Below are 21,521 nucleotides of genomic sequence, written 5' to 3'. Positions count from 1 at the left end.
ATGCCGCGTCCAGCCCCGGAGGACTACGCTTCCATGACTTTCCGCCTCACAGCGCTCACCGATCTGGCGGAGATGGGCTTCGACACGATCATCGACGTGCGCTCCCCTTCGGAATATGCCGAAGACCATCTGCCCGGCGCCATAAACCTGCCTGCCCTCGACGATGCGGAACGCGCGCGTGTCGGCACGCTCTACAAGCAGGTTTCGCCCTTCATGGCGCGCAAGCTCGGCGCCGCACTGGTGGCGCGGAACGCGGCGCATCATCTGGAGACGGCGCTTGCCGAGATGCCGGGAGGCTGGCGGCCGCTGATCTATTGCTGGCGGGGCGGGCAGCGGTCGGGTTCAATCTCTCTCATCCTTTCCGAAGTCGGCTGGCGCGTCGCGCGGCTGGAGGGCGGCTACAAGGCATGGCGCCGGCAGGTCATCACCTGCCTGCATGACCGGCCCTTTCCGGCCCCGGTCATCCTGCTCGACGGCAACACGGGTTCGGCCAAGACCGAAGTGCTCCGCCTCCTGCCCGAACGCGGGGTGCAGGTGCTCGATCTCGAGGGGATGGCCAACCACCGCGGCTCGCTTTTCGGAGGGCAGGGGCCGCAGCCCTCGCAGCGCGCGTTCGAGGGGCGGCTGGCCTTAGCCCTCGCATCGCTGGACCCTGCAAGGCCGGTGCTGGTGGAAGCCGAGAGTTCGCGTATCGGAAATTGCCTGCTGCCTCCGACGCTCTGGCGCGCGATGAAGGCCGCGCCGCGCATCGCCATTGTCGCGCCGGCGGCGGCGCGTGCCGACTATCTCCTCCGGGCCTATGGTGATCTGCTGGCCGATCCGGGCAGGCTCGCGGCCATTGTCGAAAGCCTCCGCCCTCTCCATCCTGCGGCAAGGGTGGAAGAGTGGCAGGCGCTCGTCCTGCGGGGCGCATGGCGCGAACTGGCGGCTGAATTGATGCTCCATCACTACGATCCGCGCTACAACCGGCACCGCGCCCGGACTGGCGGAGGCGTGCAGGATGTGCAGGTCGATTGCCTGCGCCCGGAAGCGATCCCGGGTCTGGCAGACCGGATCGCCGCGCTGGTCACCACTCCCCGCTAGTGCTTATGCAGGTGCGGCACGGACCGCCGCCGCGATCCGGCCATGGGTCTCGGTGCAGATTGTCCGCAGGATCGTGACCAGCACATCCACCGCATCGGAAGCAGGACGATCCTCCGGTCGGACGGCCGAGACGATGAACTTCTGCCCGGGGCTGAATGGCCGGATGACCGCGCCGCGTTCCGCGAGAGCAAGACCGGTCAGCGGGTTCAGGATCGCCACCCCGAGGCCCCGCAACACCAGTTCGGAGACAGCGGCCGCCGATTGCGCTGTCACGCGGATCCGCCGCGAGACCCCGGCCGCATCGAACATCCGGTCCAGTCCGGCCCGATAGGGATCGTGGACGGGAAACGAGATATAGTCGATCCCGGCGAAATCCTGCGGTGTGCAGACTGCACGCTCCGACAGGGGATGACTCGGGGCCATGACCACCACCATGTCGAAAACACCGAGCGGCACCACCTCCACCCTCCGCTGCGCGTGGAAGCTCTCTGTCAGCCCGAGGTCGAAGTTGAAGCCGGTCAGCACGGAGTCGTTCCGCGGATCCTGGGTCGCTACGTCCACGGTCATGCCCGGCTGCCGCTCCAGAAGGCGCAGGATCGCATCGGGGAGCAGGGTCTGCGCAAGGGCGGGCAGCGCTGCGATGGTCATCGTGCCGGTATCCGCGGCCCGTAACCGCTCGACCGTGGCGTTGATCCGCGCCAAACCGGCATAGGCCGCATCGACCTCCTCCCACAGCTGCAGCGCGCGCAAGGTCGGAAACAGGCGCTGCCGCTTTCGTTCGAATAATGCAAATCCGATATGTTTCTCCAGCCGATGAAGTTCCCGTGTGATCGTGGGTTGCGACGAACCGAGGGCATGCGCCGCCGCAGTGACGGTATGGAAGCGCATCATCGCGCGAAACACCTCGATCTCGCGAAGGGTGAGGGGAGTATCGGGCTGGATCATGGGTGGACCTTCTGGAGTGTTGCAGGTTCATATCACGCGTGCATGAACTTGCATCGCATTTTCTGTATCGAAAATCGAAGGGATCGCTATCCCTTGCGTGACCAAAGCAAGGCCCGTTCATGGAACAGTTCGACCCAGCCGCGTCTCCTGCCCACGCAGCACTTCATGAGGTGTTGTCCCGTCGTGCGGGCATCGAACCAGCGGATGTGAGCTTTGCCATCCGCCTCTACGACCGCCCATTGCGCGCGGGGGCCGCGGGGCGCTTCGCTGATGGAGAGGTGATGAGCCATCTTCCCCGTCAGGCGCGCTATCCGGCCTCGGTGATGAAACTTTTCGTGCTGAACATGCTGGCGACGCTCCGCGCCAGGGGAGAGATCGAATACGATCCTGAGGACGACCGGGCTGCACGGGCGATGATTGGCATTTCCTCCAATGAGGCGACGGTCTATCTCATCGGGCGGATCACGGGTGCCGAAGATGGCGGGCCGCTCTATGGCGCCGAACTGGAGGAGTGGTTCGCGCGAAGACAGTTCATGCGAAACTTTTATGAACGCATCGAATTATCTGAATTCAAAGGAATAAACATTCTTCACGGGACATACGAAGACAGCCCGTATGGCCGCGCGTTTCAGGTTCGCACCCCGCAGAACGCCAATCGTCTGACCGCACTAGCGGCGGCGACGCTCATGCACGACGTGATGCGGGGCGCTCTACCCGGAACAGAATGGATGCAGGACCTGTTGTCCCGTGATTTCCAGCGGCGGGGCGGACCGCATGAGGGCGATCAGGCGGCGACCTATCTCGCGGGTGGCCTCCCGGATGAAATGCGCTGCTGGTCGAAAGCGGGAAACACTTCTAGCGCGCGCCACGACCTGCTGTATGGCGAGCGGCCCGACGGGCGTTCGCTTCTCATCGCGATCATGACGGAAGGATCGCGGGCCGCTGCGGATGAGACGCTGCTGACGGAGTTCGCGCGGGTCTTCCATAGCAGGGTCTTTTGCTGAAGCAACGATAACAACAGGGAGAACAACCATGAACAATCGCTGGAAGATCGCGCTCGGCGCAGGTGCGCTGGCTCTTGCGACCACCTCCAACTTCGCGCTGGCGCAGGTGGCAGGCGGGACATTGAGCCTCGTGGCGCCTTATGGCTCGGCGCTGAAGTCTCTCGATCCGCACGCGACCTATGCCTCGCAGGATATGGCTGTGTCCAAGGCATTCCACCGGGCGCTTTATACATGGGATTCCGCTGCGAATGCCCCGGCGCTCGATCTCGCGTCCGAGGTCGCGGTTTCGGAGGACGGGCTTACCTATACCTATACGCTGTTCGACGACATCTATTTCCACAACGGGCGACAGATGACGGCGGACGATGTCATCTGGTCCTATGAGCGCATCCTCAACCCGGAAAAGGCATTTCCGGGGTCGGTCAAGCTGGAACCCATCGTCGGTGCCCGGGAGTATGCGCGGGGCGAGGCGGCGCATGTGGCCGGGTTGAAGAAGATCGACGACCTCACCTTCTCCATCACCTTTGCCGAGCATGTGGAGCCGGGTAACCTGCTGTTCGAAGCGATCACCGCGATCCTGCCGAAAGAGGTTGCCGACACACCGGAGTTCCTGTCCGATCCCGTGGGCCTGGGTCCTTTTGTGTTTGATAAACATGTCGAGGGATCAGCTATTTCCGGCACGAAGTTCGATAGATACTTCAAGGAAGGGAAGCCCTATGCGGATCGGGTGAGCTATGTCATCACCTCCGATTATTCCGCGATGGATATGGCTTTCCGGGCCGGCGAGATCGACGCGACGGTGCTGTCGGAGAATGTCTATACGCAGTACAAGGCGGACCCGGAGCTTTCGAAAGGTCTGATCGAGGTTTCCGAGGTCTTTACCCGTCACATGGGGATGAACACGGAGAAAAAACCCTTTGACGACGCCCGCGTCCGGCAGGCGATCAACTATGCGGTGGACCGAGATCTCATCATCCAGAAGCTTCTGAAGGAAAAGGCGTTCAAGGCCAACGGCTGGTTGCCCGCGACCTCCGCCGCGTTTGACGAGACGCGCGCCCCCTATTCCTACGACCCCGCCAAGGCCAAGGCTCTCATGGCGGAGGCCGGTTATGCGGATGGTGTCGAGATCGAGGTGATGGTGGTGGACAGCACCCAATCGCTCGGCGTTCTGCAGGCGATGATGCCTTATCTTCGGGAGATCGGCATTACTGCCAAACCGCGTGTGGTGGAACAGAACGTTCTGGTCGATGCGATGACCGACGGGACGGCCCTGGCCTGGTTCCGCTCCACGGGAACAGGGCCGGACGACATCGCGGCGCTGCGCTATTTCGACAGCCGTGTCTCCCGCGCCGCGGGCAACCGCTCGGCCTACAAGAACCTCGAATTCGACAAGGTACTGGATGCTGCCGCCGCCGAGGTCGATCACGGCAAGCGCGTGGCGCTCATCCGTGAGGCCGAAGGCATCGTGTTCAACGATGCGCCGGTGTGGTTTCATAACTACAACAAGGCGGTGCTTGCCACGCAGCCCTGGATACACGGTGTCGATGCGAATGTGACCGAGGCCGCGATCCTTGAGGTGGACAGCATCTGGGTGGACGAGAACAAGCCCAACCGCTGACCGCAGGGCGACCCGAAAGGGTCGCCGGCATCCCAGCCAGAGCAAGGACATGCCATGCTACCGGTGATCGGCAGGCGACTGCTGCAATCCCTCGTGACCATCTGCGCGGTGGTGACGCTCGTCTTCCTGCTGTTCAGCGTGATACCGGGGTCGTTCACCTCGGCACTTCTGGGCGACAAGACGGATGTGGATCCCCGCGTGCTGGAGCGTATCGAGACGCAGCTCGGGCTGAACCAGCCGGTGCATGAGCGTTTCGGAGGCTATGTGGCAGGGCTGGTCCGGGGTGATCTCGGCACGTCCTTCGCCACCCAGCGCCCGGTGACCGACGTTCTTGCGGGCCGGATCGGCGCGTCGCTTTCGCTCGCCGTGGCGGCGATCCTGTTTGCCGTGGCGGTGGGCCTGCCGCTCGGCTTCATCGCGGCTGTCCGGCAGGGCACATGGGTGGATACGCTGGCAATGACATTCGCGGTTTCCGGTCTGTCTGTCCCCGCCTTCTGGTTCGGGCTGCTGGCGATGTATTTCTTCTCGGTCCAGCTCGGGCTGCTGCCGACCTTCGGTTATGGCAACGGCGCGTTCAGGAACCTCATCCTGCCTGCCGTGACGCTGGGGATCGCCCCGATGGCCCTGCTGGCCCGCACCACCCGCGCCGCCGTTCTGGAAACGATGAATGCCGATTTCATCCGCACCGCGCGCTCCAAGGGCAACCCGGAGCGGCGTGTGATCACACGCCACATGGCGCGGAATGCCTTCGTGCTGGTGCTCACCACCATCGGGCTGCAATTCGGCTCCATGCTGGGCGGCTCGGTGGTTATCGAGAACCTGTTCGCCTGGCCGGGTATCGGGTCGCTTCTCACCCAGTCGGTCGCTGTGCGCGACATTCCTACGGTGCAGGGCTGTATCCTGCTCATCGTCGGCTTCTTCCTCGTCATCAACACGCTGGTCGATATCGCCTATCTGATGATCGACCCGCGCATCCGCTATCGCTGAGGGGCCGGGATGAAGCTGTCACCCAATCTGCTGATCGGCCTGACGATCTTTTTCATCGTGCTGATCCTCGCGGTTTTCGCGCCGATCATCGCGCCATTCGATCCGGTGGCGGACAGCAACCTCATGTTCTCCGAGGAGCCTCCCTCCGCCCGGTTCTGGTTCGGGACGGACGAGCAGGGGCGGGACATCTTCTCCCGCATCGTCTATGGCGCACGCATTTCGCTGACCATCGGGTTGGCGGTCCAGCTCATGAACACGGTGATCGGGGTCTGTCTCGGCCTTTCCGCGGGCTATCTCGGCGGTTGGTGGGACGAGGTGGTCCAGGGGTTGACCAACCTCATGCTCTCCATCCCGACGGTGGTTTTCGCGCTCGCCCTGATGACGATCCTCGGGCCGGGGATCCTGTCGCTGCTGATCGCGCTCGGCCTGACGGACTGGGCCTATTCCTGCCGCATCTCCCGCGCACAGGTTCTCAGCCACAAGGGGCAGAACTATGTGCAGGCGGCACGCACGATGGGCTTCGGGCGCGGGCACATCATGTTCCGGGAAATCCTGCCGAATATCGCCGGGCCGCTCGTCGTCGTGGCGACCATGGGCATCGGCTCCGCAATCATGGCAGAGGCGGCGCTCTCCTTCCTCGGTCTCGGCGTGGTGCCGCCCGATCCGTCGTGGGGGTCCATGCTGTCGCGCGCACGGGAGCAGTTGATGACAACGCCCTGGGTCGCGATCTTTCCGGGTCTGGCGCTGTTCGTCACGGTTCTGGGGTTCAACCTGCTGGGGGATGGTCTGCGCGACCTGCTCGATCCGCATGGCAAGGCGCGCCGGGCATGAGCGGGCCGATCCTCGACGTAAGCGGCCTTCGCCTCGCCCTCCGCGCGGACGGGGCGGAGTATCAGGCGGTCAATGGCGTGAGCTTCTCCATCGACCGGGGCGAGGTCTTCGGGTTGGTGGGGGAGTCCGGTTGCGGCAAGTCCATCTGCGCGCTGACCATCGCGGGCCTCCTCCGACCGCCGCTGCATGTCACGGGTGGCAGCGTGTCCTTTGACGGAGCCGATATCGCGCGGCTGTCGAACCGCAGCCTGCGTCAGCTTCGCGGCAATCGCATCGCCATGATCTTTCAGGAGCCGATGACCGCCCTGAACCCGCTGATGACCATCGGCGAGCAGATCGGCGAGATGTTCATGCTGCATGAGGGGCTGAGCGCGCGTGCGGCCCGCCGCCGGGCGGTGGAGGCGTTGGAGCAGGTTCAGGTGCCAAGCCCGGAGCGGCGCGTGCGCGATTATCCGCACCAGTTGTCCGGCGGGATGCGGCAGCGGGTGATGATCGCCATCGCTCTCGCCTGCAACCCTGACCTGCTGATCGCGGATGAGCCGACGACCGCGCTCGATGTGACGATCCAGGCAGAGATCGTGCAGCTCATCCTCGACCTCTGCCGGGAGCGGGGGACGGCGGTGCTGATGATCTCCCACGACCTTGGCCTCGTCGCACGGATCTGTGACCGGGTCGCCGTCATGTATGCGGGCGATCTCATCGAACAGCGCCCCGCGCGGGAGGTGTTTCTGGACCCGCGCCATCCCTATACCCGCGGCCTGATCGCCTCGCTCCCCCGGATGGGGCGGCGTCTGGCGGAGGGGCAGCGTCCGCTGGCGGAGATACCGGGCATCGTGCCGCCGCTTTCCGAGCGGGTGGTAGCCTGCGGTTTCGCCCCGCGCTGCCCGCTCGCGACCGACCTCTGCCGGACGACGCCGCCCCCGGTGGAGCGGCTCGCGGAAGGCGGCCTCATCAGGTGTTACCATCATGACTGATCCCGCAACGCCCGAGAGCGACGAGGTTCTGCGCGTCTCGGGTCTCAAGGTGCATTATCCGGTCCGCGAAGGCTTCTCCCATCGCCAGTTGAAGGCGGTGAATGGCCTCGACCTCACGCTCCGCGCCGGGGAATGCCTCGGCTTGGTGGGGGAGTCCGGTTGCGGCAAATCCACCCTCGCCGGGGCGATCATGGGGCTGACGCGGATCACCGAAGGCTCGGTCACCGTTGCGGGGCAGGATGTCGGCGAGGCGATGCGCGCCGACCCGCTGGCGCAGGCGCGGCGTGTGCAGATGGTGTTTCAGGATCCCTTCGCCTCGCTCAACCCGCGCAAGACCATCCGTCAGGCGCTGGCCGAGCCGTTGCGGCTTCACGGGCTTCGCGATGCGGCGGAAATCGAACACCGCGTCATCGCGATGCTGGACCGGGTCGGCATCAAGCCGGACGGGGCAGGGCGGCGCCCGCATGAATTCTCCGGCGGTCAGCGGCAGCGCATCTGCATCGCCCGCGCCCTGATCGTGGAGCCGCGTCTGCTTGTCTGCGATGAGCCTGTCTCTGCGCTCGACGTCTCCATCCGGGCGCAGATCATCAACCTGCTGCTGGAACTGAAGAACGAAACCGGCGTGGCGCTGCTGTTCATCTCCCACGATCTGGGGGTGGTGGAGCACATGTCCGACCGGATCGCCGTCATGTATCTGGGCCGCATCGTGGAGGAGGGGCCTTGGTCGGACATCTTCACCCGTCCCGCGCATCCCTACACACAGGCGCTGATCGCCTCCATTCCAGATCCGCTGTCGCCCGCGTTTCGGGAAAACCGCATGACAGGAGAGGCCCCCTCCGCCCTTGCTCCGCCGCCGGGCTGCGCCTTCCATCCCCGCTGTCCGAAGGCGTTCGGGCCGTGCCGGACGGGAGAGATTCCCGCCTTCACCACAATTTCCGCAGCGGGCGGCGACATGCATCGCGCGCGCTGTCACCTGCTTCACCAAGGATCATGAGATGAGCCAGCATCACCACGGAACCCTCATGCAGAACGTCGTCATCGTTCGTGTCGGCCACGATCCGGCCCGCCCGCATATGGGAACCCTCTCCATCGGGGAATGGACGGTGCCCTGCGCCACGGGCCGCGGCGGGCTTCGCTGGCCGACAGAAAAGCGCGAGGGTGACGGCGCGACCCCGATCGGCCGCTTCCCGCTCCGCTACGGCATGTATGACCCGGAGGTTTTCGGGCCGGATATGCGGGGCCTCGCCTTTTCCTTCATCGAAAAGCCCGACACCTATTACTGGGAGGAGGATCCAGCCTCCCCGTTCTACAACCGGCTGGTGTTTGAGACCGATATCGCCCGCCCCAAGCGCCGGGGCCAGCGGTTGTTCGACCTCATCGTTCCCATCGGCTTCAACGATGCGGAAGTCCGGGCGGGGGGCGGTTCCGCCATCTTCTTCCACGCCGCACGGGAGGATTTCAGCGCCACGGCGGGCTGTGTCGTCATCGCGCATGACCAGCTTGCAGAGTTCGCCCGTCGCCTGCTGCCCGGCATGCATATCGACATCGCACCCGTCGATGCCGCGCCGCCTCACGACAGTGACGATGCCCGCGCGTTGGAGACTGTGACGTTCCACGGGCTGGAGCGGGGGCCGCGTGTGATCGTGACCGGGGCCGTTCACGGCAACGAGCCCTCCGGCCCCATGGCCATCCGCCGGTTGATAGAGGAGTTCCGCTCCGGCAGGCGGAGGCTGCTTCGCGGGCGGCTTACCTTTCTTCCGGTGACCAACCCTCTCGCCTTTGCCAGGAACACCCGGAGCGGGGATCGGAACCTGAATCGCCTGCTGGCCGAAAGCGCCATTCCGCAGGACAACGAGGACCGGGTGGCAAACGCCCTCTGCCCGCTGCTGCGCGACAACGATGTGCTGATCGACCTGCACAGCTTCGGGTCCGAGGGGGAGCCGTTCGCCTGCTTCGGGCCATCCAACAACGATGGCCCGCTGGAACCCTTCCGGCACGCTGCGGAGGAGGAGGCTCTGGCCGCCGCGCTCGGGTTGCCGCTGCTCGTGCACGGCTGGCTCCCGGCACATCAGAAGGCAATCGCGATGAAGGAGCGGGAGGGCGTCATTGGCCTTTCCCCTCTCACCGGCGTTGGCACGACGGAATATATGCGGGCGGTCGGCGGCTATGGCGTGACCGTCGAATGCGGGCAGCACCTGCAGGCGGACGGGCCGGCCATTGCCTATGACGTGACGGTCAACGGACTTGTCCATCTGGGTCTGATCGCTGGCCCTGCGGTGACCAGACCCCGCCCGCGCGTGATCGAGATCGCGGACGCCATCCTTGCGGAATCGCCGGCCGACCGCCTCTCTCGCCGCTTTGCCGCGGGCGAAGTGATCCGCGAGGGCGACGTGCTCGGCACGCGCGCCGACGGGCGCGCCATCGTTGCGCCCTACGGCGGAGCGGTGATCTTCGCCTCGGTCACTGCGCCTGCCAACAGCGAGTTGTGCTTCCTCTGCCGCGACAGCAACCGGATCTCATGACCCTTCATACTTAGGGAGGAGACCGAGGAACTTATATTTTACTGGCCGCGTGAGGAGTTTTATAATAATTTCATAAGACGATAGCCTGATCGGAGGATGCCCATGCGGGCAGAGCAGGCAGTCAGCGGAATCGCACTCAAGGGAGGAGGTCGCGATGACTATGAAAATGGCAGGGCTGGCTTTGCTGCTCGCATCCGTGGGGATGCCGGCGCTTGCCAACGATTCCCTCATGCAGATCACCAAGGATCCGAAGCAATGGGGAACACAGCTCGGGAATTATGCCGGGATCCGGTATTCCGAGCTTGACCAGATCAACGCGAAGAACGTCAAGGATATGCGCGTCTCCTGGATGTTCTCCACCGGCGTGCTGAGGGGCCATGAAGGCTCCCCCCTTGTGATCGGCGATGTGATGTATGTGCACACGCCCTTCCCGAACATCGTCTATGCGCTCGACCTGAAGAACGAGGGCAAGATCCTCTGGCGCTATCACCCGGAACAGAACCCGGACGTGATCGGCGTGATGTGCTGCGATACGGTGTATCGCGGGCTCGCCTATGCGGACGGGATGATCTTCCTCAATCAGGCCGATACGACGCTCGTCGCTCTGGACGCCAAGACCGGCCAGGTGAAATGGAGCGTCAAGAACGGCGACCCCTCCAAGGGTGAGACCTCCACCGCCACCGTGCTGGTGGTCAAAGACAAGGTGCTGACCGGCATTTCGGGCGGCGAGTTCGGTGTGCGCGGCTCCATGACCGCCTACAACATCAAGGACGGATCGCTCGCTTGGCGCGCCTATTCCACCGGCCCGGATGCGGAAATGCTCGTGGACCCGGAGCACACGACGGTGCTGGGCAAGCCCATCGGCAAGGACAGCTCGCTCAAGTCGTGGGAAGGCGATCAGTGGAAGATCGGCGGCGGCACCACCTGGGGCTGGACGACCTATGATCCCGATCTGAACCTCATCTACTACGGCACCGGCAACCCCTCCACCTGGAACCCATCGCAGCGTCCCGGTGACAACAAATGGTCGATGACCATCATGGCCCGCGACCCTGACACGGGCATGGCGAAATGGTTCTACCAGAAGACCCCGCATGACGAATGGGACTATGACGGGGTGAACGAGAACCTGCTGGTTGACAAGGAGATGGACGGCCAGATGCGCAAGCTGCTGGTCACCTTCGACCGGAACGGGTTTGCCTATACGCTCGATCGGGCCTCCGGCGAGTTGCTCGTGGCCGAAAAATACGATCCCGCCGTCAACTGGGCCACGAAAGTGGACATGGACCGGAACTCCGCGACGTTCGGTCGCCCGCTCGTCGTCGCGGAATATTCGACCTCTCAGAACGGCGAGGATGTGAACACGACCGGCATCTGCCCGGCCGCGCTCGGGACGAAAGACCAGCAGCCCTCCGCCTATTCGCCCAAGACCGGCCTTTTCTACGTGCCGACCAACCACGTCTGCATGGATTACGAGCCCTTCCGGGTGAGCTATTCCGCAGGTCAGCCCTATGTCGGCGCGACGCTGTCGATGTATCCCGCACCGAACAGCCATGGCGGCATGGGTAACTTCATCGCCTGGGACGCGGTGCAGGGTAAGATCGTCTGGTCGCTGCCGGAGCAGTTCTCGGTCTGGTCCGGTGCTTTGGCGACGGCCGGCGACGTTGTCTTCTACGGTACGCTTGAGGGCTATCTGAAGGCCGTGGACGCCAAGACGGGTGAGGAGCTTTACAAGTTCAAGACGCCGTCCGGCATCATCGGCAACGTCTTCACCTATGAAAGCGCTGGCAAACAGTATGTCGGTGTGCTTTCCGGCGTTGGGGGTTGGGCGGGTATCGGTCTTGCGGCCGGGCTGACCAATGCCAACGAAGGCCTGGGGGCGGTGGGCGGCTATGCTGCGCTGCACGACTACACCGTGCTCGGCGGCCAGCTTACCGTGTTCGAGGTCCCGAACTAAAATCTGACAAACGTCAGCCGACGCCGCCGGATATCTTTCGGCGGCGTTGTCATGACCGTTTCGCGGCGAAACTTCATACCGAAACTAAAGTCTGATTCCGATGGGGAAGGCACTGCGGTAGCCTCGACCCAGCTCTTTGGGAGGAGAGATTATGCTGTCAGCAATGCGCCCCCTTGCGCTCGCCACGACCCTTGTCGCGTCCGTCATCAGCCTGCCTGTTGTCGCTCAGGCCGCCCCGGACACCGCCGTCGCAGAATTTGACGGCACACGCTACAGAAACGCTGAAGGCAACCCGACCTTCAAGGTGGAGGACGGCGTCGTCGATTGGCCGACCTTCTCGGGCTATCGCCGGTATCACGCGGAATGTCACGTCTGCCACGGGCCGGATGGGGAGGGCTCGACCTATGCGCCTGCACTCAAGAATTCGGCCCTGAAGATGGATTACTACGATTTCGTCGGCACCATCGCCAGCGGTCGGCAGAAGGTGGGCAACACGGAAAACCAGGTGATGCCGGCTTTCGCAACGAATCCGAACGTCATGTGCTATGCCGACGATATCTATACCTACCTGCTCGCCCGCGGCACCGAGACGATCCCGCGTGGCCGTCCCGCCAAGCGCGAAGACAAGAGCGAAGGCTATGCCGCCGCCGAAAAAGCCTGCATGGAGCAGTAATGACCCGCTCCATGATAATCGGCCTGCTCTGCGCGGCGTTCTGCGGCGCGGGAGCGGCTGGCGCTCAGGTTGCCGACCTGGTGGACCGCGACAGCTTTCGGGTCTGCGCCGACCCGGCCAACAAGCCGCTCTCGGCGGAGGATGGCTCCGGTTTCGAGAACCGTATAGCGGCCCTGCTCGCGGAGCGCCTTGGTGTTCCCTTGCACTATACGTGGTTTCCGCAGGTCACCGGATTCGTGCGGAATACGCTGGGAGCCGGCAAGTGTGATGTGGTGATCGGCTTTGCGCAGGGCGATGATCTCGTGCTTAACACCAATCATTATTACACTTCCACACACGTCCTTGTGACCCGTGCGGACAGCGAACTCGCCGCCGTGGACAGCCTCTTCGATCCCCGTTTGAGAGGGCATCGGATCGGGGTGGTCGTAGGTGCCCCCGCCACCACCCATATCGCCCGCGCAGGGCTGATGAAGGACGCGGAGCCCTATGCGCTGATGGTGGACCGGCGGGTCGAGAACCCCGCGGGTCAGATGCTGGAGGACGTCAAGAGCGGCAAGACAGATGCCGCTGTCCTCTGGGGTCCGATCGGTGGCCCGCTTGCGAAGGGTGATCCTGCGCTCAAGGTCACGCCCCTGCTGAAAGATGAAGGGACGCCGCGACTTTTCTACCGGATCACCATGGGCGTTCGTGCCGGTGAGGATAACTGGAAGCGGGAGCTCAACAGCCTTATCCGCCGCAATCAGTCCGATATCGACGCGATCCTCAGGGACGCCGGTGTGCCGATTCTGGATGATTACGGCAAGGGCCTGAAGCCGGCAGGCTGAGGGACGGACCATCATACAAAAGTATGGAAACCCCACTAAGGCATTCTTATAATTTACTTATCATGAAAAATTGCTTTGCGGACCCCGTACTTTGCTGTCCGATAAGGGCGGGGAGGACTTGGGATGATACCTGAGCGTTGGACAGATGCCGCGCCGCTTGCGCGTACTCTGGCGCTATGTCTGGGCGCCAGCCTGCTCTGCGCCACATCCGTCGCCGCACAGAGCGAATACCGTGCGGCTGTGCTCCGGGTCGATGCGCCGAAACCGTTGCCGATCTCGCGCCTTGACCTGCCGCCCCCGGACCTGGGGTTGGCCGGGGCGGCGCTGGCCACGTCCGACAACATGACGACCGGCAGCTTCATGAAGCAGACCTTTACCACGGAGACGGTCGTTGCCACGCCGGAGACGGCGGAGGCGGAGATGAAACGCCTGATCGCCGAGGGTATTCGATTCATCGTCACCATGGCCGACGAGGACATGACGCTGAAGCTGGCCGATGCGGCCGGAGACGGCGTTGTGGTCATCAACGCCTCGGCTACGGGCGACAGGCTCCGGGGCGCGGATTGCCGCGCGAACCTGCTCCACACCGCGCCTTCGGACGCGATGCTGACGGATGCATTGGCGCAGTTCCTTGCGTGGAAACGCTGGACGCGCTGGTTCCTGATCGAGGGCAGCCACCCAGAGGACAAGGCGCTTGCCGAATCCTACAAGCGCGCGGCGAAGAAATTCGGCGCCCGCATCGTCGAAGAGCGCGTCTATGAGGATCGTGGCGGCGCGCGGCGGACGGATTCCGGCCAGGTGCCCGGTCAGCAGGAAATGCCCGCCTTCACCCAGCGCGCCGCGGAACATGACGTCGTCGTCGTCGCCGATCACAGTGGCTATTTCGCGGATTACCTGCCCTACCATACCTGGGAGCCGCGCCCGGTGACCGGGTCCGCCGGTCTTGAGCCGGAAAGCTGGTCGCCCGCGCATGAGGCCTGGGCCGGGATGCAGTTCCAGAGCCGGTTCGAGAAAATCTCCAACCGCCCCGCGCGCCCGGAGGATTATCAGGTCTGGATGGCGCTGAGAACGCTGGGAGAGGCCGCGACCCGCACCAAGTCCGAGGATTTTGCCACGCTGCGCGACTACATCGCCAGCGGGAAGATGGAGCTTGCAGCCTTCAAGGGCCAGAAGCTTACCTTCCGCGACTGGGACGGGCAGTTGCGCCAGCCCATCCTGCTGGTCGCAGGGCCGGTTGTGGCCACGGTCTCGCCGCAGGCGGAGTTCCTGCATCAGGTCAGCCAGCTCGACACGCTGGGGATCGACCGGCCAGAGACGCAATGCAAACGCTGAGGGGGGAATGATGACACGATTGGCCTTGCTGCTCTGCACAGCCGCGCTCGCCGGAGGGCCGGCTTTCGCGGACAAGATTTTCGTCTCCAATGAAAAGGGCAATTCGATCAGCGTGCTCGATGCCGACAGTCTGGAGGTCATCCATACCATAACGGGCATGCAACGCCCGCGCGGCATCACCGCAAGCCCGGATGGCAAGATCATCTATGTCTGCGCTTCCGACGATGATCTGGTGCGCGTCTATGACGCCACGACCTATGAGGAACTGCCCTCGCTGCCCTCCGGGCCGGATCCGGAACTGTTCGTGCTGCACCCCTCCGGCAACCCGCTCTACATCGCCAATGAGGATGACAACATCGTCACCGTGGTCGATGTCCATACGCGGCAGGTGCTGGCGGAGGTTCCGGTCGGCGTCGAGCCGGAGGGTATGGGCGTATCGCCGGATGGCAAGACGGTGGTCAACACCTCCGAAACCACCAACATGGCGCATTTCATAAACACCGAAACGTTCGAGATTTATGAGAACGTGCTGGTGGACAGCCGTCCGCGTTTCGCACAGTTCAATTCGGATGGCTCGATGCTCTACGTCACCGCAGAGATCGGCGGCACGGTAAGCGTCATCGACCCGGCGAAGTCGGAGGTTGTCCATACGATCACCTTCGCCGTGCCGGGCGTGCTGCCGGAAGCCCTGCAACCCGTCGGCCTGCGCCTTACACCGGACGACAAGACCATCTTCGTGGCCCTCGGCCCCGCCAACCGTGTCGCCGTGGTGAACGGCGAGACATGGGAGGTGGAGGACTATCTGCTGGTCGGTCAACGGGTCTGGCAGCTCGGGTTCTCGCCCGATCACAAGTGGCTCTACAGCACGAACGGCAATTCCAATGACATCTCGGTCATCGATGTGGCCAACCGCAAGGTGGTGAAATCGGTGCAGGTGGGCGAGCAGCCCTGGGGTGTCGTGGCAGTCAAATCTGAGTAGTAGGGGAGGATGCAATGAAACAATGGATCGCCGGTGCGGCGCTCATCGCTGCGGTGCTCGGGGCGCCCGTCGCAGCGCAGCAGTTCGACTATGGTTTCGCCGGCCTGATGGGCAAGGCCAACCGGTCGCAGCTTCCCGATCTGACGCTGGCCGCGGGCAAACCGGTGGCCGAGGGGCCGATCGAACTGAAATCGGGCGGCTACTACAAGATGAAGATCAACGCCGACGGATCGCAGGAATTGGCGCTGTCGGGAGGAGATTTCTTCCGCGCGATCTGGATCAACGAGATCGTCATCAACGGCATCGAAATTCGGCCGATGGGCGTTCATTCCATCGAGTTCGACAAGGCGGGCACTGCGGAAGTGTCCTTCATCGCGGTGCTTCCGGGCAAGTACGAACTGCATATTCCGGGATCGACCGGAGAGTCGCAAAAAGCCGTATTTACTATTCGCTGAGTTTTTTTTGAGGGAGGAGTATGACAATGAAACCTATCCTGATTGCAGCCGGCATCCTGATGATGGCGGGCCCCGCGCTGGCCGATGACAAGGCGACGCCGGAGCAGCTCACCCGCATCGACGAGGTATTGAAGTCGATGAGCTGTGAGGTGGATCATGACAACGTCGAGGTGGAAAACGGGATCTTCGATCTCGACGACGTCATGTGCGCGGACGGGCAGTATGACATCAAGCTCGACGCGTCCTACAACGTGACGAACCGCCGGAAGGAGTAAGGGTGTGGGCGGCAGGGTGCAAAGTGGCGCGACCGGCCTGCCGCCCGCGCTTTCCATCCGGGGGGTAAGCCATCGCTTCGGCAGAGTGGTCGCCCTGGAGGATGTGAGCTTTACCGTGCCCCGTGGGAGTTTCACGGCCCTTCTGGGGGTGAACGGCGCGGGAAAGACCACGCTTTTCTCGCTTATAACAAGGCTTTACGATTCAAACTCCGGCGTGATCGAAGTGGCTGGCCATGATGCGCGCCGCGATGCGGGAGAGGCGCTGGCGCGGCTGGGCGTGGTGTTTCAGAGCCGGGCGCTCGACCTTGATCTGACGCTGCGGCAAAACCTCACCTATCATGCCGCGTTGCACGGGATGGGCGGGAAGGCCGCTGCGGCACGGATCGCCGATGTGCTGCGCCTTGTCGTTCTGCAGGACAAGGAGGGGCAGCGGGCGGGCACACTCTCGGGAGGTCAGCAGCGACGGGCGGAAATCGCGCGTGCGCTGCTGCACGGGCCCGAGCTGCTGCTTCTGGATGAGGCGACGGCGGGGCTGGATGTCCGCTCCCGCGCGGAGGTTCTCGCGCTGGTGCGTCGGCTGATCCGGGAGGAGGGGGTTTCGACCCTGTGGGCCACCCATGTGTTCGAGGAGATCGCGCCGGAGGATCACGTGGTCATTCTCCACAAGGGGCGCGTGCTTGCCGACGGTCTTGCGGGGGGTATCGGCGAGGGCGGGCTGACACCGGCGTTCCTTGCCCTCACGGGAGAGGCGGCGTGAACGTCAACCAAGGATCAGCGGCATGACCACGGTTGAGGAGCGCCACACCCCATCGCGGCGGATGCGGAGACCGCGGCTTCTCCGCCCCGGCTCGGGCGTCGCTTTCCGTGGTATCGCGCGGCGGGAGTTCCTGCGCTTCTTCCATCAACGCGAGCGGTTCTTTGCCGCGCTGGTGCGCCCGCTGGTCTGGCTGTTCATCTTTGCGGCGGGCTTCCGGTCGGTGCTCGGGCTCTCCATCACGCCGCCCTACCAGACCTATGTTCTTTATGAGGAATACGTCACGCCTGGTCTTTGCGGAATGATCCTTCTGTTCGCCGGGATGCAGTCGTCGCTTTCCATGGTGTATGACCGGGAAACGGGGGCGATGCGGACGCTGCTGGTCAGCCCCTATCCGCGGTGGTTCCTGCTCGGATCGAAACTTTTCGCCTCGGTCCTTGTGGCGACGCTTCAGGTCTATGCCTTTCTGCTCATTGCCTGGTTCTGGGGGATCGAACCGCCGGTGTGGGGTTATGTCGCGGTGTTTCCGGCGCTGATCCTTGCAGGTCTGATGCTTGGGTCGTTGGGACTGCTCATCTCATCCACCATCCGGCAGTTGGAGAATTTCGCGGGTGTGATGAACTTCGTGATCTTCCCCATGTTCTTCGCTTCGACCGCGCTTTACCCGCTCTGGCGGATGCGGGATGCGAGTGTTCTGCTGCACGATATCTGCGCGCTGAACCCGTTCAGCCATGCCGTCGAACTGATCCGATTTGCGCTTTACGGCCGGTTCGACCCGCTGTCTTTCTGGGTGGTGCTGGGCTGCTTCGCGGCGTTCTTCGGCGCGACCGTTTTCATGTATGATCCGGCCAAAGGTCTTTGGCGTGGCCGGGGAAAGGGGGGAGCATGATCCGCTGGATCGCCACCGTCATCTGTCTTGCGGGCACGCCCGCGCTGGCCGCGGGACCGGTGGACCCGGATTGGCCTTGCATCCAGCGCCGGGTGCCGCATCTGTCGCTCGGCCAGGTCTGGTCCGGCCCGGTGCCGGATGCCGCGGCGACGGAACGGTCACAGAGCGCGGAGATCCGGGATCTGGCCCGGGTCATTTCTTTGCGCCGGACCGATCTGAAGGAAGCGGGCGCGGCGATAGACAGCTTTGCCCCGGGCCGCTCGGCGACGGATTTGACGGCACTCATGGTGGCCACGTTCCGGGATATCGACACCACGCGGGACCGTGTGATGAGCGGTATCACCCGCTATGCCCACAAGCAGGAGGATCTGGATCGCGAGATCAACGCCCGGCGCAATGAGTTCGACACCGTAAATGCCGCGGAACCCAAGGATTTCGACCGGCTCGACGCGCTGGAGACCCAGATCGACTGGGCGACGCGGGTTTTTCGTGACCGGCAGCAATCCCTGACCTATGTCTGTGAGACGCCTGTCATCCTCGAGCAGCGGGCCTTTGCGCTCGGCCGACTCATCGCGGCCCACCTGCCGGAGTGAAACGCCTGCCGCGCCGTTACCGACTCAACCTGTCTTTGCGGTTGGCGCTTGCTGCTGCAACGCTCGCACTGCTCACTGTCGCCGCGGCGGGGGTCGCGCTCTATGGTCTGGACCGGACGGCGCGGCTTGCGGCGGAGGCCATGGCGGCACAGCGGCGACTTGAGGCCTATGCGACCTATTCCGGCCGGGTGAACGAGTGGACGCTGTCGTTGATATCCGGCGCTCCGGCCGGTGATGCGGGGGTCATCGCCTCGCTCGATGCGCTTGACCGGCTGACCGAGGAGGACATCGCGGCGGCGCAATCGGAGGCGGAAGCCGCGGAGCGCACGCAGGGCCATGTGCCCGCGCGGCTCCGCGCGCAATTCGGACAGTTGTCGCGGAGCATGACGTCATCTGCCAGCGGTGCGGCCAGCGTAACGGCGGCCCAGCTTTACGCGGCCTCGGCCCCCGCGATCATCGGCCAGCAGATCGTGCGGGAGGCGGAGCGTCGCGACGAGGCCCTCACCCAGATGGAGGCCGCACGGCGGGGGATGCGGCGGGCCGCCATCGCCATCGGCATCGCGGCCCCTCTGGTGCTCGGTGTGCTTTATCTCGCCATCCTCCGGCCGCTGTTCAGTCGGCTGCAGAGCGCCAGCCGCGCGGCGGAGCGGCTGGTCGCCGGCGGGGCGGTCGGCGAAGGTTACGGCCATGACGAGCTGGGCCTGCTGTTCGCGCGGCTTCGGCAGATGGCCGCGCGGCTTGACCGGCGGCGCGGCGCCCTCCTGCGCGACCGGGAGCGGCTGGGTCAGCTGGTGGAGGAACGGACAGCCGAGCTTTCCCGCGCCAATGAGCGGCTTGAGGCGGCTGACCGGCAGCGCCGGCGTTTCTTTACCGACGTGAGCCATGAGCTGCGCACGCCGCTCACTGTCATTCTGGGGGAGGCGGAACTGGGCGCGCAGCGGGGCGATGCGGAGACCCGCGCCGCCTTTGCCACGATAGAAGCCCGGGCGTTGCGTCTTTTCCGCCGGATCGAGGATCTGCTTCGGATCGCGCGTTCGGAGAGCGGTCAGCTCGAACTGCGACAGGAGCAGGTGGATCTGGCTCGCGTGGTGGCGATGGCTGTTGCCGACCTTCAGCCTCTGGCGCAACGGGGAGGGTTGGCGATCGTCACCGATGTGCCCTCTCTTCTCGTTACCGCCGACCCGGATTGGCTGCGGCAGGTCATCTCCGGCATCGTGGAAAACGCTGTGAAATATGCCGGACGTGGGGCGACGCTGACGATCCGCGGGGCGGAGGCGGGGCAGATGGCGGCGCTCACCCTGACCGACGACGGGCCCGGTATGCCGCCACAGATGCGGGCGCACCTTTTTGACCGTTTCGCGCGCGCGGGCGAAGCGCCCGGCTTCGGTGTGGGGCTTGCACTTGCAGCCTGGGTGGCAGAGGCTCAGGGCGGCGGGCTCGAACTCCTGCCCGCGCCGGAGGAGCAAGGGACGCGTCTGTGCCTGACCCTGCCGCTCTGGAAGGAGGAGACATGACGCGCATCCTGATCGTCGAGGACGATGCCGATATCGCTTCGCTGCTGGCGCGCGGGCTGGGCGCCGCGGGTCATGCCACCGACTGGGCGGAAACGCCGGAGGCCGCGATGGACAGGCTCGGCGGGGCGGATTACGACGCGGCGATCATCGACATGATGCTCGGCCATGACAGCGGTGCTGCGCTTCTGAGCGACATGCGGGCGCGCGGTCACCGGCTGCCAGCCATCATGCTCTCCGCACTTTCGCGGGTGGAAGAGCGGGCGGAAGGGCTGTCCGCCGGCGCGCAGGATTACGTGGTGAAGCCGTTCCAGATGAGCGAGCTGCTGGCGCGGCTGGAAGTGCAGCTTGTCCGGGCCGCGCCGCGGGTGGAGCCGATGCGCCTCGCGGGGCTGTCCTATGACGGTGCCACGCGCACCGTGACCGGGGCTGCACGCTCCGTGCTGCTGACGGAGCGGGAGGGGGAGTTGCTGGCCTATCTGCTGGCCCGCCCCGGTGACGTGCTGAAAAGGGCGGAGATCTTCGACGCGCTCTGGGCGCCGTTGGGCGGTTCGACGGAGAATGTCGTGGATGTCTATCTGGGATATCTGAGACGAAAACTGGGAAATTTCACCGAATACGGACTCGCGCTTCGGACGATGCGGGGGCGGGGGTTCGTGCTGACGCTGGAGGATGAATGAGGCTCTGTCTCGTGCAAACAATCGCCCGTATGGTTGCCGGCGCCGTTGCCGCAGCCGTTCTTTCGTTGCCATTGCAGGCTGGCGCCCTGTCGGATGACGTCATGGCGCCGGGAGGCTTCGCGGGGGCACAGACTGGTGTGTTGCTCAACTACAGCCACAGCCGGACCCTGCCGCCGAGCGCGGCGAAGAACAACCTGACCGACACGCATGTCTGGCTGCAGTCCGATCCGGGGGAGCATGGCCCCGTGCTGTCGCTGTTCGAGGAGAGGGACGGCAAGACCCGGCCCATCGCGGCCTTTCCGGCGCAGGGAGCGAACCCGGTGCTGCTCTACTATCTGGAAGGCGTGGTGCATGCGATGGCAGAGGCGACGGGAGGCAGTCCCTTCTATATCCGCAACCGGATACGGGACGCGCTGGTCGCGGCCCCTGCGGGAGAGGTCGTGGATGGTCGCGTCACCGCCATCGTCACTCCTTTCGCCAGCGACCCCAACCGCGCGCATATGGGCAGCTTCGGGGATCTGACGCTGACCATCACCTATCCGAGCGATGCGCCGACGCGGCTTCTCAGCCTTTCGGCGGATACACCGGATGGGGATGAGGGTTATCATGACACGATGCATCTCATGGGGGAGTGA

22 protein-coding genes are annotated in these 21,521 nt (G+C 64.3%); 21 read left to right on the top strand and 1 reads right to left on the bottom strand.

Features of this window, described 5'->3' with window-relative positions; translation table 11 throughout:
- Positions 1-33 precede the first annotated feature (33 nt).
- Positions 34-1,083 carry a tRNA 2-selenouridine(34) synthase MnmH gene (gene mnmH, locus CDV49_RS02945; RefSeq protein WP_088214084.1) on the top strand — a complete coding sequence of 350 codons (1,050 nt, stop codon included), beginning with the start codon at positions 34-36 and terminating at the stop codon, positions 1,081-1,083.
- A 3-nt stretch (positions 1,084-1,086) separates the two neighbouring features.
- Here the strand turns inward: mnmH and CDV49_RS02940 are convergent, their stop codons facing one another.
- Positions 1,087-2,028, bottom strand: coding sequence for a LysR family transcriptional regulator (locus tag CDV49_RS02940; RefSeq protein ID WP_088214083.1), 942 nt, complete (start codon positions 2,026-2,028; stop codon positions 1,087-1,089).
- Positions 2,029-2,147: 119 nt separating this feature from the next.
- Here CDV49_RS02940 and CDV49_RS02935 point away from each other — a divergent pair, with 119 nt between their 5' ends.
- From CDV49_RS02935 to CDV49_RS02840, 20 genes are all read left to right on the top strand, one after another.
- Positions 2,148-3,032: a serine hydrolase gene (locus CDV49_RS02935; RefSeq protein WP_088214082.1), complete on the top strand. Its 885-nt coding sequence runs from the start codon at positions 2,148-2,150 to the stop codon at positions 3,030-3,032.
- A 28-nt stretch (positions 3,033-3,060) separates the two neighbouring features.
- Complete coding sequence (locus CDV49_RS02930) at positions 3,061-4,650, top strand: ABC transporter substrate-binding protein (RefSeq protein WP_088214081.1); 1,590 nt, start codon at positions 3,061-3,063, stop codon at positions 4,648-4,650.
- A 54-nt stretch (positions 4,651-4,704) separates the two neighbouring features.
- Positions 4,705-5,637 (top strand): ABC transporter permease, encoded by a 933-nt coding sequence (locus CDV49_RS02925; protein ID WP_088214080.1) that lies wholly within the window; start codon positions 4,705-4,707, stop codon positions 5,635-5,637.
- Positions 5,638-5,646: 9 nt separating this feature from the next.
- Positions 5,647-6,468: an ABC transporter permease gene (locus CDV49_RS02920; protein WP_035747025.1), complete on the top strand. Its 822-nt coding sequence runs from the start codon at positions 5,647-5,649 to the stop codon at positions 6,466-6,468.
- On the top strand, positions 6,465-7,442 hold the full coding sequence (locus CDV49_RS02915) for an ABC transporter ATP-binding protein (RefSeq protein WP_088214079.1): 978 nt from the start codon (positions 6,465-6,467) through the stop codon (positions 7,440-7,442). The genes CDV49_RS02920 and CDV49_RS02915 overlap by 4 nt, the downstream gene beginning before the upstream one ends.
- A complete protein-coding gene (locus tag CDV49_RS02910) occupies positions 7,435-8,436 on the top strand; it encodes an ABC transporter ATP-binding protein (protein ID WP_088214078.1) in 1,002 nt (333 codons plus the stop codon). The genes CDV49_RS02915 and CDV49_RS02910 overlap by 8 nt, the downstream gene beginning before the upstream one ends.
- A 1-nt stretch (position 8,437) precedes the next feature.
- Positions 8,438-9,964: a L,D-transpeptidase family protein gene (locus CDV49_RS02905; protein ID WP_088214077.1), complete on the top strand. Its 1,527-nt coding sequence runs from the start codon at positions 8,438-8,440 to the stop codon at positions 9,962-9,964.
- A gap of 154 nt (positions 9,965-10,118) precedes the next feature.
- Complete coding sequence (locus CDV49_RS02900; RefSeq protein ID WP_088214076.1) at positions 10,119-11,921, top strand: methanol/ethanol family PQQ-dependent dehydrogenase; 1,803 nt, start codon at positions 10,119-10,121, stop codon at positions 11,919-11,921.
- Positions 11,922-12,072: 151 nt separating this feature from the next.
- Positions 12,073-12,594: a c-type cytochrome, methanol metabolism-related gene (locus tag CDV49_RS02895; protein ID WP_088214075.1), complete on the top strand. Its 522-nt coding sequence runs from the start codon at positions 12,073-12,075 to the stop codon at positions 12,592-12,594.
- Positions 12,594-13,418 (top strand): substrate-binding domain-containing protein, encoded by an 825-nt coding sequence (locus CDV49_RS02890; RefSeq protein ID WP_088214074.1) that lies wholly within the window; start codon positions 12,594-12,596, stop codon positions 13,416-13,418. The genes CDV49_RS02895 and CDV49_RS02890 overlap by 1 nt, the downstream gene beginning before the upstream one ends.
- Before the next feature lie 123 nt (positions 13,419-13,541).
- The gene (locus tag CDV49_RS02885) at positions 13,542-14,750 is read left to right on the top strand and encodes an ABC transporter substrate-binding protein (RefSeq protein WP_088214073.1); all 1,209 of its coding nucleotides are present in this window, start codon (positions 13,542-13,544) and stop codon (positions 14,748-14,750) included.
- Positions 14,751-14,760: 10 nt separating this feature from the next.
- Positions 14,761-15,729, top strand: a complete 969-nt coding sequence (locus CDV49_RS02880; protein ID WP_373447780.1) for a YVTN family beta-propeller repeat protein — start codon at positions 14,761-14,763, stop codon at positions 15,727-15,729.
- Positions 15,730-15,743: 14 nt separating this feature from the next.
- The gene (locus CDV49_RS02875) at positions 15,744-16,184 is read left to right on the top strand and encodes a hypothetical protein (protein WP_088214071.1); all 441 of its coding nucleotides are present in this window, start codon (positions 15,744-15,746) and stop codon (positions 16,182-16,184) included.
- 26 nt (positions 16,185-16,210) lie between these two features.
- Positions 16,211-16,459: a PepSY domain-containing protein gene (locus CDV49_RS02870; RefSeq protein ID WP_256947209.1), complete on the top strand. Its 249-nt coding sequence runs from the start codon at positions 16,211-16,213 to the stop codon at positions 16,457-16,459.
- 4 nt (positions 16,460-16,463) lie between these two features.
- Positions 16,464-17,216, top strand: a complete 753-nt coding sequence (locus CDV49_RS02865; protein ID WP_256947208.1) for an ATP-binding cassette domain-containing protein — start codon at positions 16,464-16,466, stop codon at positions 17,214-17,216.
- 61 nt (positions 17,217-17,277) lie between these two features.
- Complete coding sequence (locus CDV49_RS02860) at positions 17,278-18,102, top strand: ABC transporter permease (RefSeq protein WP_256947224.1); 825 nt, start codon at positions 17,278-17,280, stop codon at positions 18,100-18,102.
- A complete protein-coding gene (locus tag CDV49_RS02855) occupies positions 18,099-18,695 on the top strand; it encodes a hypothetical protein (protein ID WP_088214068.1) in 597 nt (198 codons plus the stop codon). The genes CDV49_RS02860 and CDV49_RS02855 overlap by 4 nt, the downstream gene beginning before the upstream one ends.
- Positions 18,692-20,209 carry a sensor histidine kinase gene (locus CDV49_RS02850; RefSeq protein ID WP_143413110.1) on the top strand — a complete coding sequence of 506 codons (1,518 nt, stop codon included), beginning with the start codon at positions 18,692-18,694 and terminating at the stop codon, positions 20,207-20,209. Before CDV49_RS02855 ends, CDV49_RS02850 begins: the two co-directional genes overlap by 4 nt.
- Entirely contained in the window at positions 20,206-20,886 is a 681-nt protein-coding gene (locus CDV49_RS02845; protein WP_088214066.1) for a response regulator transcription factor, read from the top strand. Before CDV49_RS02850 ends, CDV49_RS02845 begins: the two co-directional genes overlap by 4 nt.
- Positions 20,883-21,521, top strand: coding sequence for a hypothetical protein (locus CDV49_RS02840; protein ID WP_088214065.1), 639 nt, complete (start codon positions 20,883-20,885; stop codon positions 21,519-21,521). The genes CDV49_RS02845 and CDV49_RS02840 overlap by 4 nt, the downstream gene beginning before the upstream one ends.

Origin of the sequence: Haematobacter genomosp. 1, from assembly GCF_002196855.1 — a bacterium.
GTDB lineage: Bacteria > Pseudomonadota > Alphaproteobacteria > Rhodobacterales > Rhodobacteraceae > Haematobacter.
Note: the sequence above shows the minus strand (reverse complement) of the source record. Positions and strands in the feature narration are given on the sequence as shown.